Consider the following 17,914-nt stretch of genomic DNA (forward strand, 5'->3'; position numbering starts at 1 on the left):
GCGGCGAGCGATTTTAGCCAACTTGAAATGTTGCGATATCGTTGCGTGGGGCGGATGTGGAACTATACCCCTGATATCTTTTGCCGCGCATGGAAACGATCGAGGGCCGGGTGGCCGCAAGCAGCGCGGCGCCGATGGCCATGATTGCCACCATCAACAGCAGGCTCGCGCGGAAGCTCCCGGTCGACGTCCGCAGCCAGCCGATCGCCGCAGGGCTCGAGAAGCCGCCCAGCACGCCGATCGTATTGACCAGCGCGATGCCGCCCGCGGCGGCGGGCCCTTTCAGATAGGTGGATGGAATGGCCCAGAATACCGTGCAGGCCATCCACATCGCGGTGGTCGCGACCGTGGCGGCGAGCGACAGCGCGCTGACCAGCGCCGGAATCGCGCTGTGCCAGCGCCGCTCGCGGCAGCGATGCGCGCGCCGGGAGAAGAAGCGCTAGTCGTAGACGCGGGTGTCGACGGCTACCGGCGACACGGACCATTTGCGGCCGTACGCCAGCATCATCGCGAAGCTCAGGATGAAACTCAGGCCGCCGACCATCAGCAGGCCGAGCTCGCCGAGCATAGGCAGCAGGTTCGTGAGGAAGCCCGTCACGACCCATGCGATCGCCATCACGGAGCCGGCGACGCCGAGCGCCCAGCCTTGGCGGTCCTCGGTCACCGCGTCCGAGTACGCCGTGTACATGGTGGTGTAGGCGACCATGTCGAAGCAGCCGACCACCATGCCGAGCGCCCAGAGCATGCGTTCGTTCGGAAACATGGCCGACAGCACTTGCCCGATGCCGGCGATCAGCAGGCCCGTCTTCGCGATGTCGACGACGCTCCAGACCTTCAGCATCAGCCGGACGATCACCATCAGCCCGAATACGAAGCAGATGCCGATCAGGCCGCTGAACAGGCCGAGCTGCGAGCTCGTGTACTGGAACTTCGTCTGAAGCACCAGCATGATCGTCTGCAGATACAAGCCGTAGCCGACCTGCATCAGGAAGAACACGATCGACAGGAATGCGACGCGGCGGTGCGTGCCGGCCTGGTAGATGATCCGCAGCGGCATCAGCAGGTCCACCCGCGTGTTGCCGGTCGGGGCGATCGCATCGCGGTAGAACCAGTACGTCCAGAGTCCGCAGGCGACCGACAGCGCGGCGACCAGCAGGAACGGCGTGCCGTAGTTGAAGAACGGCGCGATCGTGCGGTCCGACGTGACGCCGCCGAGCACGGGGCCGACGATGACGCCCGCGCTGAACGCGATCGACATGATGCTCATGTTGTACGCCTTGGTCTCCGGCGTGCTCATGTCGGTGATCGCGGCCTGCGCGATCCCCTGGCAACCGGCCATCAGGCCGCTCAGCCCGCGTCCGACCAGCAGCAGCGCGATGCTCGGCAGCAGTGCGCCGAGCGCCATCAGGAAGTAGCTGAGCGCCAGGCCGAACACGCACAGCAGCATGATCTTCCTGCGCCCGTAGCCGTCGGACAGCTCGCCCATCAGCGAGGAACCGAAGAACATGCAGAACGGATAGACGCCGTACCCGAGCCCCAGGTAGAAATTGCGGAGCTGCGGGCTCGTATCGGGCCCGATGATGCCGGACTGGGGATCGGAGAAGATCGCCGCCATGATCGGATACACGAGCCCGAATCCCATCGCGTCGATCGCGATGGCGAGCAGGCATGGACCCAGTAGTTCGAGATTGAGCTTGGGCATGTATGGCCTCGGTAGTAACGTGGTCGCTACGGTATTCGAAGGCCGGTTTTGCGAGTAGGGACGTCTTTGCAATAAAAGCTATCGTAGTTACCGATAACTAACAGGCATCGACCGGCATCGTTTCCTGCCGGGCTAACCCGCAGCGGGGGCAAGTCAGTACGGATTCCAGCCGGACCTCGGTCATGGCGACGTCTCGGGAAGGGGGCGTTCAACGATCATCCACCATGCGCGGACTCGCTTGCAACGCGTGCGACCGGCGGCATGATCCCGTCGACTGTTAAACACTGTGAGCCATTCGTTAGCATTTGCAACGTGAGTAACAGGTTGGCGAAATCCGCCCGCAGCGCCGTCGAGGCCCGCTACAGTAGCTCCCACCTGCCGCATGGTGCGGCGAGGAACGTGACGGTCCGCACGCATGCGGCCGCATCAACGATGTTCTTGGGGAGAAGAAACATGAACAAGCTTTGTACGGTTCTGCTCGGCGCTGCGCTGACGGCAATGGCTACCTCGGCTGCTTTCGCACAGACGGCCCAGACGGGCGCGCAGGGTTCGGCTGGCGCCGGCCTGCAGGTGCAGACGCCGGTGCTCGGCGTTGGCGCGAACGCGCAGGCTGGCGCCGGCGCGAACGCAGCGGGTTCGGGCGCGGGCAACCTCGTCGGCGGCGCGCTCAACGGCGTCGGCAAGACCGTCGGCGGTGTCGGCGAAGCGGCCGGCGATACGGTCAAAGGCGCGGTCGGCGGCGCGACCCACGCAGTGGGTTCGGCAGCCGGCTCGGCGAAGGACGCGGCAACGTCGGCTGCGCATTCGGCGAAGGCGCACGTGAAGCATGTCGCGGGCTCGGCGAAGCATCATGCGGAAGGCGCGATGACGACGGCGGGCGACGTCGCGGGCAACGCGAAGGCGAAGGCCGGCGAGGCACTCGACAGCGCGGCGACCGCGGCGCAAGGCGGTGCATCGGTCGGCGTGAAGGGCTCGGTGTCGGCGCAGGGCGCCGCGCAGTAACCGGCTTCGGCCCGACGACGGCCCGGTCCTGCTTCGATGCGGCCGGGCCGTTTTGCCGTCTGTGCGGCGCTGCGCGTTGAGGCATGAGCGCGCGTAGCGTGCATCTCGAGTTGGAAACAGCGGCGCTTCACATACGAAATTCAGGATGCCTTTTGGCTTCCGAATGTGGTCGAGCTTCCATAACCTCGACCTCTCCGAACACCTTTTCTCATCGAAGTTCGCCAGTCGCGTGGCGCAAACGACAGACGGTTCTTTCTGTACGCGTTTCCAGGCACAAGAAAGGCGCTTGTACTAAACAACCGTCGCAGGTTTTCACGGTCCTACGCAAGTTCGTTCACGAACATTGTTGCGGACCGTTGCCGTTTGCTGGACGTGCGTTCGGCCATCCGTTATCCCTTCAGCTTCCGCAAAAAAATCGAATGCTGAGAGAACAGGACAACCCATGGCCGGCCCCGAAGCCCTTCGCCCCCCGCAGCGCCCGATTCCCCAAGCCCTCCAGCAGAACGCCGAAGCCCGGCGCGTGATCGTCAGCCCGGTTCCCGCACCGGCGACCTCGCCGAAGGTGACCGCCGCCCGCGCCGAATCGGTGACGAACCACGGTCTCGAGATTTTCGTCCAGTGCCTGTACATGCTGCCGGTCGTCGGCAATGCGATGTCGCTCTACGACGTCGGTGTCGACATCTACCGGATCTGCAGCGAGCCCGGCGGCACGAAGAAGGTCCTCAGCTGGAGCATCCTCGCGATCGACGCGATCGGCGTCGTGCCCGCAGCCGGCAATGCGACCCGCCCCGCCCGCGCGGTCGTCAAGGAGGTGTTGCTCGCGTTCGCGAAGGGCGCGGGCGCGGCGGCGCTGGTCGAGCTGTTCTGGGCCACGGCCGGCGGCGACGTGATCGCATTCATGGCCGATCTGGATGCGCACCTGAAGCGATGGAAGAACGACATCGTCAAGGGCGTGCGCGACGCGTCGCAGACGGTGCGGCGCTTCGTGATCAATCCGGTCTCGGCTGCGGAGCAGATGGGACGCATCCAAAAGAACAGCGGATTCCTGTCCTGGGTGCCGTCGACCGAGGCCATCGCGCTGCACGGGATCGATCAGCTGCTCAAGCTGTCCGGTCAGCGCGACGCGATCGTCGCGTGGCTCGACGAATTCGACCGCAACACCAGGCCGATGCTCGACGCGGCGTTCGGCGACGTGGCGCAGGCCGGCAGCCTGCTGTTCATGGCCGCGCAGATTACCGCGGAGATCAAGGCGCGGCGCGCGCGCAGGGTGCCGTCGCATGTCGCGCAGGCCACGCCGGGCACGATGCGGGCGCCGCACCAGAAGCGCGGCGCGCATCGCGATTCGACGCAGAAGGGTGCGCAGCCGAGCCCGCTGCCGGCGAAGGACGGCTGCGGGTGCCCGCCCACCGCGAGTGCGAAGCCGGTCAACTACGCGATGGGCGACGAGAACCTCGAGCAGACGGACTTCGTGCTCGACGGGATCGTGCCGATCGTGTGGACACGGCGCTACCGGTCGAGCCTCGCAGCGTACGACGCGAGTCCGCTCGGCGCACGCTGGAGCAGCCCGTATCACCTGTCGCTGGAAGAACGGGACGGCCTCCTGACGTTCTTCGATCCCGACAACCGCGCGGTGCCGCTGCCGCCGGTGAACGTGGGCGAATCAGCCGAGGTGCCGACCGAGCAGTTCACCGTCACGCGCCCGGACAGCCGGCTCATTCAACTGACCTATCCCGACGGCAGTCGGGAGGATTACGAACGGCACGGCACGGTGACGCATGCGCGCTATCGCCTCGTCTCCCGCCGGGGCCGCGACGGCCTCGGCCTGACCTTCTCGTACAACGAAGCCGGCGAACTCGCCACGCTCAGCGACGGTGCGGAGAACGCGATCCGCCTCGACTACGTCGACGGACGGGTGGCGGCAATCTACCGCGCGGGCGTGCCGGGCCTCGCCCGGGAAGCGCTCGCCCGCTACACCTACGACGCGGCAGGCGACCTGACCAGCCACGTCGACATGCTGGGATTCCGGCGCACGTATGCGTACCAGCAGCACCTGCTCACACGCTACACAGACTTCAACGGCAACGCTGCGAATCTGGAATGGGACTGGCCGGGCCAGCGCACCGGCGTGCCCGCGCCGGCCGACGCGCAGTGCGTGCGCACCTGGCTCGGCGACGACGGGCCGCACATGCAGGACGAGACGCGTTTCGAGTACCACCGCGAGCACTGGTACACGAAGGTCACCGATGCGCACGGCCACGCGACGATTCACCGCTACGACTATCACAACCGGATCGTGCTGGTCGAATACGCGGATGGTTCGACGGACGCGTTCGAGTGGGACGCCCACCACCGTCTCGTCGGCACCCAAAACGCCCTGGGCCACACGCAGCGCTTCGACTACGACGCGCAGGGGCGCCTCACTGCCGAAACGGACGCGCTCGGCAACACGACACGCACCGAATACAACGCGGACGGCTTGCCGATCCAGGTCACGGCGCCGGATGGCCGCGTCACGCAGACCGAATACGACCCGCTCGGCCGGCCGATGTCGGCGACGGACGCTGCCGGCCGGACCACGCGCTACACCTGGAGCGGCAACGGCCGCCTGCTGTCGCTGACCGACCCGACAGGCGGCGTGAGGCGCTTCCGCCACGACAACGCGGGCCGGCTCGTCGAGTCGACCGACTGTTCCGGCCACGCGACGCGCTACGGCTATGACGAGCGCGGCCACCTGTCGCGCGTCACCGATGCCGAAGGCCACGCGACGCGCTACCGCTGCGACGCGCGGGGGCAGGTCGTCAGCGTCACGCATCCGGACGACGTCGAGGAGCGCTTCACGTGGGACGGCGCAGGCAACCTGCGCACCTACCGGGACGGCGCGGGCCAGGTGACGGAATACGCGTTCAACACGCGTCGGCAGCCGACCTGGCGCCAGGATGCGGCGGGACGGCAGCTGACGTATGCGTACGACCGGCAGTGGCGGCTGACCGCGCTGACCAACGAGAACCAGGAGCAGACCCGGTTCCGCTACGACCCGCTGGGGCAACTGATCGAACAGACGGACTTCGACGGCAGCACGACCCGCTACCGGTGGGATGAAGCGGGGCGGCTGGCCGGCTCGACCGAAGGCGAGCTGGAAACGACCTACACGCGCGACCCGCTCGGGCGGCTCACGCGGCGCGAGATCGAAGGACCGGATGGCCGCGGCCGGGTTGCCGAGCACTTCTATTACGACGCGCGGGGCCGGCTGACGACCGCGCAGGGCACCAGCAGCAAGGTCCGGCTCCATTACGACGATGCCGACAACCTGATCGCCGAAGAGCAGACCCACTGCCCGGACACGGGCGTCGCCTACACGGCGGTGACGCGGCACGAATACGACGCGCTCGGCAACCGGATCCGCACGCAGTTGCCGAATACGCACACGATCGACTGGCTGCGCTACGGCTCGGGCCACGTGCACGGGGTGTTGCTGGACGGCCAGCCGCTGGTCGACTTCGAGCGCGACAAGCTGCATCGCGAGATCACCCGCCGTCACCGCAGTTTCGAGCAGAAGCGCGAATACGACCCGGCCGGGCGGCTGCAGCGGATGATCGTGCGCCGCGATGCGCACGCGCCGCCGACGGACTGGATCGCCGCGCGGCAGTACCGATACGACGCGGCGGGCCACCTGACGCGCATCGAGGATCGCACGCGCGGGTCAACGGACTACACGTACGACCCGGTGGGGCGGTTGCTGAAGGCGGTGACGCCCGATCTGAAGGAAGTCTTTGCGTTCGATCCGGCGGGCAATCCGGTGGACCCGGAGCAGATGACGCCGCGCCCGACCGAGGAAACACGTGAGGAGATGAGCCGGCGGCACCAGCGCATCATCGCGCAGGATCGGGCGTGGCAGGACGCGCATCCGGGCGAGCGGATGACGCCCGAGCAGATCGCGCGGCGCACGCGGATGGCAGACGAAGCCGGCCAGCTGGCCGCGTGGGAGAAGGCGTTGCCGAAGTGCATGGGCAACGTGCTGAAGGAATTGAACCGTACCCGCTACGACCATGACGCGCACGGCAACCTGATCCGCAAAACCGAGCCGGGCGGCGCGACGTGGCTGTACGCCTACGATGCGGCGAACCGGCTGACGCGGGCCGATCGCTACGCGAAACCGCCGGCGGCGAACGAGATCGACCGGCTCGAGCGGACGCAGGACGGCACCGCGTTCATTCCGGGCACGGTGCGGCCGGCCTTGCAGGTGCGCTTCGAGTACGACGCGTTCGGGCGGCGCACGCTGAAGGAGGCGGGCCGGCCGGACGGCAGCCTCGACCGGACGGTGTTCACGTGGGACGGCGACGTGCTGCTGATGGAGGAGCGCTTCCACCTGCCGCCGCGGCAGCCGGGCGAACGTGAGCCACTGACCTTCCGCCCGGTGCAGATCGTGCGCGAGGATCCGGACGACGCGGACGCGCTGCCGGTGGCGCAGCGGATGCATACGCTGAGCGAGCGGCATCAGTGGCAAGGGGCGTCGCTCTATCTGCACGAACCCGGCACGTTCGTGCCGCTGGCACGGCTGGACGAGACGCTGGTGGAGGCGGCGTTCATTGCGACGGGGACGGATGGCCGGTTCGTGCAGGTGCCGGCGAAGACGCGGCATGCGACGCTGTTTTATCAGAACGATCATCTGGGGACGCCGCAGGAGTTGCTGGACGAGTCGGGGAAAGTGGTGTGGCTTGGCCGGTACCGGGCGTGGGGCGCGGAGAAGACGGTCTGGCAGGCACAGCCGGAACGCCATGAAGCGGGGAACCCGATCCGGTTCCCGGGGCAGTACCATGATGACGAGACGGGGCTGCATTACAACCGGTACCGGTACTATGATCCGAGTTCGGGCCGGTTCATCTCGAAGGATCCGATCGGGCTCGCGGGCGGCATCAACGTCTATCAGTACGCGCCAAATCCGACGGGCTGGATTGATCCTCTTGGATTGACTGGTAGAAATGTGCCTGCGTTACCGGTACCGAATCAATCTGATCTGTCGGTCCCCGCGCTCGGTACAACCCCAGTCGATCCAATTACTAAGGCTCCAATCGGTAGGGTAATTGTTGACGGTAACGGAAACGCAGTAATTGAGCCGGTGGGAGGTAACACTGTGGCGAGAAGTAACGGAATTGATACTCACACCTTGTACGCGAATGGATCCAACTGTTACCGCTTGAATCCTAAGGGGCATGCAAATAATCCGTGCCCGCATGGTCATGCTCATGCGCTTGGAACTGGTCCTAACATGAAAGGGCAAGGAGCATCCTTGGATATTAATGGGAATGTTGTTCCGTCAAATAGTGCGGCCGCTCATATACCACTGAAATGATAGATAATCCGTTTGATTTTTTTAAAACTGTATATCTTGGTGATCGCGCGTGCAAGGCGATCTCTATAAATACTTGGGATTCGGTGGTTAGGGTCCAGGTTGATCTCATTTCCAGGATTAGATCGGCATCCGGGAATTGGGATTTCTATGCTGATGAGGATGTGGAGAATGGGTTTATCGTCTTCAAGAATGTGAAGTACTTTTCTATGGCGCCAGAAGGATTGTTGCCCAATGATCTTATAAATTCGGTGTCGGTTGAAAAGGATGATCAAGAAGGCTTCTGGGTATTTGTATTGAGTATTGATTCGGCTGACGAGCGAGGCCAGTCAGAGGAGGTTCAAATAAGAATCGTGGCCGAATCTGTATTCATTGAGCGCGAAGACGGATTGGCCGTAGCTGAATGACATTTGCGTTGGCCGTATACGGTACGGGGCTGGACAACTCGCGTTGGTGATCGGCCCGGACGGCAACCACGAAACATTGGAGCGCGACACCGAAGGTCACCTGCTGACGCATACAGATGCGCTGAACCGACAGACCCGCTACAGCTACACCCGCGCCGGGCTATTGGCGAGGCGGACGAACGCGTGTGGCGACTCGCTGGAAGGTTCATGGAACCGGTTGGGTCGGATCGTGACGCTGCGCAATGAGAACTGTCGGGAATATCGCTTTGGGTATGACCGGGTCGGGCGCCTTGTCAGCGAGGCGGATTTCGACGGCCGCGAGACGTGGTACTACCGCGCGGCGGGGAGCGGGCTGGTGACGAACCGCCGCCTGTATGGCGGCGTCATGCAGGCGTTCGAATACGACGCAATGGGCCGGCTTGAAGGCCGGCGCGGCCGGGCACCGCAGTTCACCGACTGGGGATAAGTGTTCCTGAAGACGGGGCTGCACTATATCCGGCACTGGTATTACGATCCGCATTCGGGACGCTTCATAAGCAGGGATCTGATTGGACTGGTGGGCGGAATCAATTCGTATATCTATGTTCACAACCCTTTCATTCGGCGTGACCCATTAGGACTACAAGCAACTGGAGTGGATGTCCGTCTGGTGTCGAGATTCAAGCCAGCAGACCGAGTTCCCCGACTGCCGGGATGAACTTAGGATGGGGTACTAACCCGGAAACAACCGCCCCTGCCCCGAGATCACCGACTCGAAATCGTCGCGCAGGAACGGCAGGATCGCATCGGCGACCGGCTGAAGCTGGCGGCTCAGATAGAACGCGTAGTCGATCGGCGAGCGCATCGTTTCGAGCGGCTCCGGGCCGGCCGTCGTCATCACGTAGCTGATCCAGCCGCCGCGCTGGTATTGCAGCGGCCGGCCATGCGCGTCGTTGAACGCGTCGGCGATGCGCGCCGCGCGCACGTGCGGCGGCACGTTGCGCTGGTACTCGCGCAGCGGCCTGCGCACGCGCTTGCGATAGACCAGCAGTTCGTCGAGCTCGCCGGCCAGCGTGCGGCGGACAGTGTCGCGAATGAAGTCCTGATACGGCTCCCGCCTGAAGACGAGCCGGTACAGTTCCCGCTGGAACTGCTGGGCGAGCGGCGTCCAGTCGGTCCGCACCGTCTCGAGGCCCTTGAACACGACGTCCTCGCCACCGTCCGGCGCGACCGCGAGGCCGGCATAGCGCTTCTTGCTGCCTTCCTCCGTGCCCCGCACGGTCGGCATCAGGAAGCGGCGGTAGTGCCGCTCGTACTGCAATTCCAGCGCGCTCTCCAGCCCGAAGCGCTCGCGCAGGTGCGTCGTCCACCAGCGATTCACGTGCTCGACGATCGCGCGCCCCGTGCACGCGGCCGCGTCGTCGTCGTGCGGCTGGCCGAGCCAGACGAACGTCGAATCGGTGTCGCCATAGATCACTTCGTAGCCCTGAGCTTCGATCAGCGCGCGCGTGCGGTGCATGATCTCGTGGCCGCGCATCGTGATCGACGACGCGAGGCGCGGATCGAAGAACCGGCAGCCGGTGGAGCCGAGCACGCCATAGAACGCGTTCATGATGATCTTCAGCGCCTGCGACAGCGGCGCGTTGCGCTGGCGTTTCGCGACGTCGCGGCCTTCCCACACCCGCCGCACGATGTCCGGCAGGCAATGCCGCGTGCGCGAGAAGCGCGCGCCGAGAAAGCCGGGCACGGACGCGTCGTCGCCGGGCCGGGCGAGGCCCTCGATCAGCCCGACGGGATCGATCAGGAACGTGCGGATGATCGACGGATACAGGCTCTTGTAGTCGAGCACGAGCACCGAATCGTAGAGGCCCGGCCGCGAATCCATCACGAAGCCGCCGGGGCTCGTCTGCCCGGTCACGTCGCCGAGGTTCGGCGCGACGTAGCCGAGCCGGTGCATGCGCGGCATGTACAGGTGCGTGAAGGCCGCGACCGAGCCGCCGGTGCGATCGGCGGCGAGGCCGGTGACGGTCGCGCGCTCGAGCATGAACGACAGCAGGTCCGCCTTCTCGAAGATGCGCGTGACGAGCTCGCAATCCTTCAGGTTGTAGCGCGCGAGCGCGGGCTTGTCTTGATCGAAGCGGCGCTGGATTTCATCCATCCGTTGATACGGGTTGTCGATCGCCTTGCCCTCGCCGAGCAGCGACTGCGCGACGTATTCGAGGCTGAACGACGGGAAGGTCCAGGTGGCGGATTTCAGCGCGTCGATGCCGTCGATCAGCAGACGCCCGGCCGCCGCGGCGAAGAAATGGTCGGGCTGCTGGCTGTGCGCGCGCCAGTCGAGCACGCCGCCGCCGCGGCCGAGCCGCAGCGGCACCCGATACTGCCCGGCGTGCGCATGCAGCACGCGCAGGTCGAACTGGATCAGGTTCCAGCCGATGATCACGTCCGGGTCGTGCTGCGCGAACCAGTCGTTCAGCCGCGCGAGCAGCGCGGGCCGGTCGTCGCAATAGTCGAGCCGGAAGTCGAGGTCGCCCGGATTGCCCGCATCACCGTTGGGCGGGCCGAGCATGAACACCTGCCGTTGGCCGCAACCTTCCAGCGCGATCGAATAGAGTTCGCCGTGCGCGCTGGTCTCGATGTCGAGCGACACGCAGCGCAGCGCGGGACGATAGTCGTTCGCGGCCTTCAGCTCACCGTCGGACAGCGCGCCGTCGCCGGCCGGCGTGCCGCGGAACCAGACCGGCGCGGTGATGAACCGCTCCATCATGTAGCGCTCGGGCGGCAGCACGTCCGCTTCGTAGACGTCGACGCCGGCCTGGGCCAGCCGCTTCTGCAGGCCGGCCAGATGGCGATAGCGGCGGCAATAGAGGCCGACGACCGGACGCTGCCGGAAGTCGCGCAGCGCGAGCGGGCGCAGTTCGGCGCCGGTTTCGCCGGCCAGCACGCGCGCGGCCGGCTCCTGCTGTTCGGCCGGGATGAACGCGACGGCTTCCTGCGGGCGCAGCCGCACCTGGCGCGGACCGCGTTCGGTTGCCAGCCAGAACTCGATTTCGACGCCGGTTGCGGTGTCCCGCCAGTGGCGGGTGAGGATGAAACCCTGCTCGAATTCCGTCAAAACGCGCGCTCGTCGTTGGTGCCCAGGCGGCGGATTTTAACGCCTGGGCGGGGTGGCTCATTCCGCTGGCATTCCGGCTCGTCGTGAAGCGCCTCCGTCAGACACGATCGCGAGTTGAAACAAGGCTGTCGGACGCGTCCCTGCCGAGCTGAATAGTTCAGCGTGCTTCGGGGTTTATGTGCATCGTGACAAGTGAAGTTAACGCATAGACTGGCGCGGATTTTTCTTGTTGTCTATACAACTGGATGCGCTCGGCAAACCGGATTCACGCGTCCGGATGCATCGGGATGATGCGTCAGGCGACCGAACCTCGTCGGCCGTTCATGCTGCCGTTCCATCACCCGGCGGAGCTCGCGCACCGGATCTGCATGCCCGATCACATTTCGCAGCGGCGCCTGATGGTCGGCATCGGCGCGAGCGGCGCGAATCTCGAACTCGAAATGCTCGACAGATGACGGCGTGCTCGATGTCAACGACTAACGAATCGTAGGGGGATTGCATGAGTGACCGGATCTTTCGGGGCTGGCATGTCGTGATCGCGGCGCACCTGCTGCTGGCGCTGATTTTCGGCGCGGCCTATTCGTTCGGCGCGTTCTTCGCGCAGTTGCAGTCGAGTTTCGGCGTCGGGCGATTCTCGGTTGCATCGATTTTCTCGCTGACCGCATTCATCTATTACGCGGTCGGCGTGTTTGCCGGCTCGATCGCCGACCGTACGTCGACGCGCAAGGTGGTCGGCGCCGGCGTGGTGCTGCTGGCGCTCGGCTTCTTCGTCAGCAGCCTGGCCGGGCGGTCGATCGCGCATTTCCTCGTGGCATTCTGCTCGCTCGTCGGGCTCGGGGTCGGTCTCGTGTACGTGCCGACGGTGACCGCGGTGCAGCGCTGGTTCGTCAGGAACCGCAGCAAGGCGTCCGGCCTGGCGCTCGCGGGCACCGGGCTCGGCACCTTCGTCGGACCGAGCGTCGCCGGCCTGCTGATGCAGCACCTGTCGTGGGAAACGACGATGCGCGTGTTCGCGGCGGGGATCGCGGTGCTCGGCTGCGCCGCCGCGGTGCTGGTGCGGGGGCGGCCGGAGGAACTGGGGCTGCGCGCGGACGGCGACGCCGCGCCGGCCCGCACGACGAACGGCGCACACCCGGCGGCCGCCGACGCGACGCTCGCGTCGGCGCTGCGCGGCGCACGCTTCTGGTGGTATTTCGCCGCGATCTTCCTCGGTTCGGTCGGGCTGTTCCTCGCGCTCGTCCACATCAATCCGTATGCGCGACAGCTCGGCCTCTCGGCCGTCGAGGCCAACCTCCTGATCGGGCTGATCGGCGTGGGCAACGTGGCCGGCCGGTTGTTGCTCGGCAGCCTTGCCGACCGGATCGGCGCACGTTCGCTGCTGATGGCGCTGACCTTCGCGCTGGCGCTGCTGAACGGCTTCTGGCTCGCCGCGCACGGCTTTGTCGCGCTTGCCGTATTCGCCGTGTTGTTCGGCGTCGCGAACGGCGGGTGCATTTCGCTTTATCCGTCGGTCGCGGCCGGCTGGTTCGGCACCACGAATCTGGGGGCGATCCTCGGCGCGCTTTACGTGTCGGTCGGCGTCGCGGCGGTTGCCGGCGGCAGCATCGGCGGGCTGCTGTTCGACGTCTACGGCAGCTACGTCGCATCGATCGCGTTCAGCGCGCTGTGCGCGCTGGCGTCGGTCGCGCTGATCGCGGTTGCCGCGTCGCCGTCGCGCGCCGTGCGGGGCGCGAGCCCGACGACGGCGCGCTGAGCGGAGGGCGGGCATGGCGCGCACGGCGAGCGAAATCCATGACCTGCGCGGCGCGCTCGATGCGCCGCTTGCCACCCGGTCCGTCCCCGGTTCAGATCCCGCACTCAAATACTCCCCTTAACGGATTCCCACTAGGCGTATACACGCGTTCCGCGGCGGGAAAGCCCGGTTTCACGCCGATATAAGCGCTTCGACATGCGCTGCATGCTCGTCGCCCAATGGGACGCGATGTTCTGTTCACCTACCCTTCGCTACGGCAAAGTGCGGACGACGTTGCCGACGATCCATTAGAGACAGAGACGAGACAAACCTGACGACGGTCCACGTCGACCGTTTCAGCATGCTGATAAAGGAGCAAGCTCATGAGCGATACCCCGGTGCAGCCGGCCGCCGGCGTCGGCGCGCAAGCGGCGTTCGGCGCGAACGGCGCCATCGACCGATACTTCGGGATTTCGGCGCGCGGCAGCACGCGGCGCCGCGAAATCGTCGCGGGCATCACCACCTTCCTGGCGATGGTCTATTCGGTGTTCGTCGTGCCCGGCATGTTCGGCAAGGCCGGCTTCGACGCGAGCGCCGTGTTCGTCGCCGTGTGCGTGACGACGGCGTTCGGCTCGCTGCTGATGGGCCTGTGGGCGAAGCTGCCGATCGCGATCGGCTGCGCGATCTCGCTGACCGCCTTCACCGCGTTCGGCCTCGTGCTCGGCAAGGGCCTGCCGCCGACGGTCGCGCTCGGCGCCGTGTTCCTGATGGGGCTCGTGTTCACCGGCATTTCCGTCACCGGCGTGCGCTCGTGGATCCTGCGCAACCTGCCCGCGGGCGTCGCGCACGGCACGGGGATCGGCATCGGCCTGTTCCTGCTGCTGATCGCGTCGAACGACGTCGGCCTCGTCGTCAAGAACCCCGGCGCCGGCCTGCCGGTGTCGCTCGGCCACGTCACCGCGCTGCCGGTGATCATGTCGGTGATCGGGCTCGCCGCGATCTTCGGGCTGGAAAGGCGCCGCGTGCCGGGCGGGATCCTGCTCGTCGTGATCGCGATCTCGGCGTTCGGCCTCGCGTTCGATCCGGCCGTGAAGTTCCGCGGCGTGTTCGCGCTGCCTTCGCTGAGCGCGCCGGGCCACGCGTCGCTGATCGGCGCGATGGACATCAAGGGCGCGCTGTCGCTCGCGGTGCTGCCGAGCGTGCTGGCGCTCGTGATGACCGCCGTGTTCGACGCGACCGGCACGATTCGCGCGGTAGCGGGGCAGGCCGGCCTGCTCGACGAGAACGGCCGCATCATCAACGGCGGCCGCGCGCTGACCGCGGACTCGGTGAGCTCGATCTTCTCCGGCTTCCTCGGCGGCGCGCCGGCGGCGGCCTACATCGAATCGAGCGTCGGCGTGGCCGCCGGCGCGAAGACGGGCCTCGCGGCCGCGGTGGTCGGGCTGCTGTTCCTGGTCGTGATGTTCTTCTCGCCGATCGCGGCGCTCGTGCCGTCGTATGCGACCGCGCCCGCGCTGATGTACGTCGGCTTGCTGATGCTCGGCAGCGTCAGCAAGCTGCACATGGACGACATGGTCGACGCGATGTCCGGCCTCGTGTGCGCGGTCTTCATCGTGCTGACCGCGAACATCGTGACGGGCATCATGCTCGGCTTCTCGACGCTCGTGATCGGGCGCATCGCGAGCGGCGAGTTCCGCAAGCTCAACGTCGGCACGGTGAGCATCGCGGCCGTGCTCGTCGTGTTCTATCTCGGCGGCTGGGCGATCTGACGCGCGGCCGGCGGATGGCCGGCCGGTCGCGAAGACCATCTACGTCGCGCCGATGGCGTGCCTGCAGGTGCGCGACCGGCCCGACGGCGAATGGAGCCTGTGGTACGCAGGCATCGAAGGCTTCGACTTCAAGCCGGGCTTCCTCTACGAACTCCAGATCGACGAATGCAAGGTCGCGCAGCCGCCGGCTGACGGCTCGTCGATCCGCTGGGTGCTGAAGCGCGTCGTGTCGCGCACGCCGGCAAGCGCGTGACGCGAGCCGGCGGCTATCCGCCGAACGCGGCGACAATCTCGTCGATCGTCACGCGGATGCGCGCGGTGTGCCGCAGGTCCTGATGCGTGACGAGCCAGATTTCGTACTGCGCATCGTTCGCGCGATCGGGCCAGACGCGCACGAGGCCGTCGCGTTCGCCCATCGGCACCGGGATCTCGCAGAGGCCGAGCCCGGCCTTCAGCGCCGCGCGCAGCGTCAGGTTCGTGTTGAGCCGCGCGACGATGCGGCCGTCCGCCAGCGGTTCCCCGACGAACGACGGCACGCGCGCCTTCGCGAAATGCGGCTGGTAGACGACCAGATCGTGCCCGGCGAAACGCTCGCCCGGCACCGGTTCGCCGTGGCGGCGCACATAGTCGGGTGACGCGAACAGCCCGACTTCCCAGCTCGCGAGCCGGCGCGCGAGCAGGTCCGGATTGCGCGGCTTGACGGTCCGGATCGCGATGTCGGCCTCGCGCTTCGCGAGATTGAGAACCTGCGTCGTCGTGTCGAGCAGCACCGACACGTCCGGATGCTTCGCATGCAGGCGCTCGATCGCCGGCATCACGTATTCCTGCGCGAGCGCGTCCGTGGTCGACAGCTTCACCTCGCCGGCCAGGCGCTTGTCGACGCCTTGCGTGTGGCGCACGAGATCGTGCGCGGACTGTTCCATTGCCTCGGCCGCGCGGATCGCGATCCGGCCGACCGGCGTCAATTCATAGCCGCTCGACGTGCGCAGGAACAGCGTCGCGCCGAGCGCATGCTCGAGCGCGGCAAGCCGGCGGCCGACCGTCGCCTGGTCGATATCGAGCGCGCGCGCAGCGGCGCGCAGGGTCCGTTCCCGATGGAGCGCGACGAAAATGCGCGCGTCGTCCCAGTTCATGACGCCTCCGGCGTGATGCAAATTTGCATCATACGATCGGCAATTCGCTGCGTGTCAAGCGTTCGGCGCGTCACTACACTTTTTCTCAACCGATGCGGCGATTCGGCGTGTGGACCGAATCCGCCGCGCATCCGGACTCTTGAAAAGGTGAAGTCGTGTCGAACGTAAAGCCAATCCTTCCCGCGGCGATGACCGCGATCGAGATCACCCAGCCGGGCGCGCCCGACGTGCTGGCGCCCGTGCAGCGGCCGGTGCCCGCGCCGGCCGCCGATCAAGTGCTGATCCGCGTGCATGCGGCCGGCGTGAACGGGCCAGACCTGCTGCAGCGCAAGGGGTTGTATGATCCGCCGCCGGGCGCGTCGGACATTCCGGGCCTCGAAATCGCGGGCGAGATCGTCGCCGTCGGGCGCGACGTGACCCGCTTCGCAGTGGGCGAGCGCGTGTGCGCGTTGATCACGGGCGGCGGCTATGCGGAGTACGCGGTGGCGCACGAAAGCAATACGCTGGCGATTCCCGACGGCCTGTCGATGGTCGAAGCGGCCGCGATGCCCGAGACCTTCCTGACGGTATGGCTGAACCTGTTCCAGCGGGGCCGGTTCACGGCGGGCGACAGCGTGCTGATTCACGGCGGCGCGTCCGGCATCGGCACCACGGCGACGATGCTCGCGAAGGCGTTCGGCGCGTCGACGATCATCACGACGGTCAGTTCCGACGTGCAGCGCGACGCGAGCCGTGCGCTCGGCGCAGATGTCGTGGTGAATTACCGGAACGAGGATTTCGTCGAAGCGGCGATGCGCGCGACGAATGGGCGCGGTGTCGACGTGGTCGTCGATATCGTCGCCGGCGATTACGTCGCGCGGAATTACGCGGCGGCCGCGATGAACGGCCGCATCGTGCAGATCGGCGTGATCAAGGGGCCGGCGCAGGCGCTCGACCTGTTCCCGATGCTGACGAAGCGCCTCACGCACCTCGGCTCGACGCTGCGTTCACGCACGCCGGAGGAAAAGGCGGCGCTGATCGAGGATCTCGAGCGGGCGGTCTGGCCGCACATCCGTCGCGGCACGGTGAAGCCGCTGATCGATCGGACCTTCGACCTCGACGATGCGCGCGCCGCTCACGCACTGATGGAGGCGAGCGCGCACATCGGCAAGGTCGTGCTGACGACTGCGGCGGCGCGCGCCGCGTGAATGGCCGCGCTGCCCGCGCGTGCGTTCAGCAGTGGCCGAGCGGCGCGGCGGAGCGCGCGACGTCGGCGATTTGCACGCAGCGGGACATGCCGTAGATTTCGGCCTCCCGGCGTTCGCGCTCGCTGCTGGCGACCGCCGCCGCACATTCCCGCGGCACGCCGAGCGCCTGCAGCGCGACGTCGTACGGATGCTGGCTCGCGTCCACGGACGGCTGGCCGGCATCCGCGACGACGACCGAGAAGCGGTCGAGGCTCGCCGTGCCGAACTGCCCTTCGAACAGCGCGCTGAACCGCGCCGCCGGCAGGGTCGTCACGAGGCCGAGGCGATAGCCTTCCGCCGAAGCATGATCGAGCCACTGCAGGATGGTCTCGCGCTGCTGCCGCGATTCGCGCGAGTCGGGGGTCGCTTCGATCTGTTCAAACGCTGCGTCGAGTCTGGTGACGATGGCTTCGATGACCACGGGTGTTTCCTCTTCAGAGACGTGATGGTCCGCTCGCTGACGGGAATGCCACGACCTTATCGTCGAAACGGAATGCAGAAC

The 17,914-nt window shown here is 66.5% G+C and carries 15 protein-coding genes and 1 pseudogene; 11 read left to right on the top strand and 5 right to left on the bottom strand.

What is annotated here, in order from left to right; translation table 11 throughout:
- Nucleotides 1–13 precede the first annotated feature (13 nt).
- The gene (locus KY49_RS36110) at nucleotides 14–325 is read right to left on the bottom strand and encodes a hypothetical protein (protein WP_197083597.1); all 312 of its coding nucleotides are present in this window, start codon (nucleotides 323–325) and stop codon (nucleotides 14–16) included.
- On the opposite strand from KY49_RS36110, the gene KY49_RS39320 reads away from it, so the two are divergent.
- Nucleotides 300–443 carry a hypothetical protein gene (locus tag KY49_RS39320; protein WP_177316595.1) on the top strand — a complete coding sequence of 48 codons (144 nt, stop codon included), beginning with the start codon at nucleotides 300–302 and terminating at the stop codon, nucleotides 441–443. The two genes, KY49_RS36110 and KY49_RS39320, sit on opposite strands and share 26 nt — an antisense overlap.
- Here KY49_RS39320 and KY49_RS23840 read toward each other — a convergent pair.
- Nucleotides 440–1,702, bottom strand: coding sequence for an MFS transporter (locus tag KY49_RS23840; protein ID WP_042586972.1), 1,263 nt, complete (start codon nucleotides 1,700–1,702; stop codon nucleotides 440–442). The two genes, KY49_RS39320 and KY49_RS23840, sit on opposite strands and share 4 nt — an antisense overlap.
- A 453-nt stretch (nucleotides 1,703–2,155) precedes the next feature.
- On the opposite strand from KY49_RS23840, the gene KY49_RS23845 reads away from it, so the two are divergent.
- From KY49_RS23845 to KY49_RS36115, 5 genes are all read left to right on the top strand, one after another.
- Complete coding sequence (locus KY49_RS23845) at nucleotides 2,156–2,704, top strand: hypothetical protein (protein WP_042586973.1); 549 nt, start codon at nucleotides 2,156–2,158, stop codon at nucleotides 2,702–2,704.
- 442 nt (nucleotides 2,705–3,146) lie between these two features.
- Nucleotides 3,147–8,054 (top strand): RHS repeat-associated core domain-containing protein, encoded by a 4,908-nt coding sequence (locus KY49_RS23850; RefSeq protein ID WP_082062429.1) that lies wholly within the window; start codon nucleotides 3,147–3,149, stop codon nucleotides 8,052–8,054.
- Nucleotides 8,051–8,458 (top strand): DUF6258 family protein, encoded by a 408-nt coding sequence (locus KY49_RS37580; protein WP_156162589.1) that lies wholly within the window; start codon nucleotides 8,051–8,053, stop codon nucleotides 8,456–8,458. The genes KY49_RS23850 and KY49_RS37580 overlap by 4 nt, the downstream gene beginning before the upstream one ends.
- Before the next feature lie 43 nt (nucleotides 8,459–8,501).
- The gene (locus tag KY49_RS23855; RefSeq protein ID WP_042586974.1) at nucleotides 8,502–8,924 is read left to right on the top strand and encodes an RHS repeat domain-containing protein; all 423 of its coding nucleotides are present in this window, start codon (nucleotides 8,502–8,504) and stop codon (nucleotides 8,922–8,924) included.
- Nucleotides 8,925–9,155 carry an RHS repeat-associated core domain-containing protein gene (locus KY49_RS36115; protein ID WP_080405389.1) on the top strand — a complete coding sequence of 77 codons (231 nt, stop codon included), beginning with the start codon at nucleotides 8,925–8,927 and terminating at the stop codon, nucleotides 9,153–9,155.
- Between the two features lie 15 nt (nucleotides 9,156–9,170).
- On the opposite strand, the gene KY49_RS23860 is transcribed toward KY49_RS36115, so the two are convergent.
- Nucleotides 9,171–11,552 carry a DNA polymerase II gene (locus KY49_RS23860; RefSeq protein WP_042586975.1) on the bottom strand — a complete coding sequence of 794 codons (2,382 nt, stop codon included), beginning with the start codon at nucleotides 11,550–11,552 and terminating at the stop codon, nucleotides 9,171–9,173.
- 287 nt (nucleotides 11,553–11,839) lie between these two features.
- Between KY49_RS23860 and KY49_RS37585 the strand changes: the two genes are divergently transcribed.
- From KY49_RS37585 to KY49_RS23875, 4 genes and pseudogenes are all read left to right on the top strand, one after another.
- On the top strand, nucleotides 11,840–12,007 hold the full coding sequence (locus tag KY49_RS37585) for a hypothetical protein (protein ID WP_197083598.1): 168 nt from the start codon (nucleotides 11,840–11,842) through the stop codon (nucleotides 12,005–12,007).
- Nucleotides 12,008–12,051: 44 nt separating this feature from the next.
- The gene (locus KY49_RS23865; protein ID WP_042586976.1) at nucleotides 12,052–13,305 is read left to right on the top strand and encodes an MFS transporter; all 1,254 of its coding nucleotides are present in this window, start codon (nucleotides 12,052–12,054) and stop codon (nucleotides 13,303–13,305) included.
- Nucleotides 13,306–13,667: 362 nt separating this feature from the next.
- Nucleotides 13,668–15,053, top strand: coding sequence for an NCS2 family permease (locus KY49_RS23870; protein ID WP_042586977.1), 1,386 nt, complete (start codon nucleotides 13,668–13,670; stop codon nucleotides 15,051–15,053).
- A pseudogene (locus KY49_RS23875) lies at nucleotides 15,019–15,306 on the top strand (DUF4377 domain-containing protein); the annotation flags it as partial. The gene KY49_RS23870 and the pseudogene KY49_RS23875, both read left to right, overlap by 35 nt.
- 13 nt (nucleotides 15,307–15,319) lie before the next feature.
- Here KY49_RS23875 and KY49_RS23880 read toward each other — a convergent pair.
- Nucleotides 15,320–16,186, bottom strand: a complete 867-nt coding sequence (locus KY49_RS23880) for a LysR family transcriptional regulator (RefSeq protein WP_042586979.1) — start codon at nucleotides 16,184–16,186, stop codon at nucleotides 15,320–15,322.
- A gap of 188 nt (nucleotides 16,187–16,374) precedes the next feature.
- On the opposite strand from KY49_RS23880, the gene KY49_RS23885 reads away from it, so the two are divergent.
- Entirely contained in the window at nucleotides 16,375–17,373 is a 999-nt protein-coding gene (locus tag KY49_RS23885; RefSeq protein ID WP_042586980.1) for an NAD(P)H-quinone oxidoreductase, read from the top strand.
- 25 nt (nucleotides 17,374–17,398) lie between these two features.
- Here the strand turns inward: KY49_RS23885 and KY49_RS23890 are convergent, their stop codons facing one another.
- Complete coding sequence (locus KY49_RS23890; RefSeq protein WP_042586981.1) at nucleotides 17,399–17,833, bottom strand: hypothetical protein; 435 nt, start codon at nucleotides 17,831–17,833, stop codon at nucleotides 17,399–17,401.
- Nucleotides 17,834–17,914 lie beyond the last annotated feature (81 nt).

This window comes from Burkholderia sp. MSHR3999 (assembly GCF_000833595.1).
Classification (GTDB): domain Bacteria; phylum Pseudomonadota; class Gammaproteobacteria; order Burkholderiales; family Burkholderiaceae; genus Burkholderia; species Burkholderia ubonensis.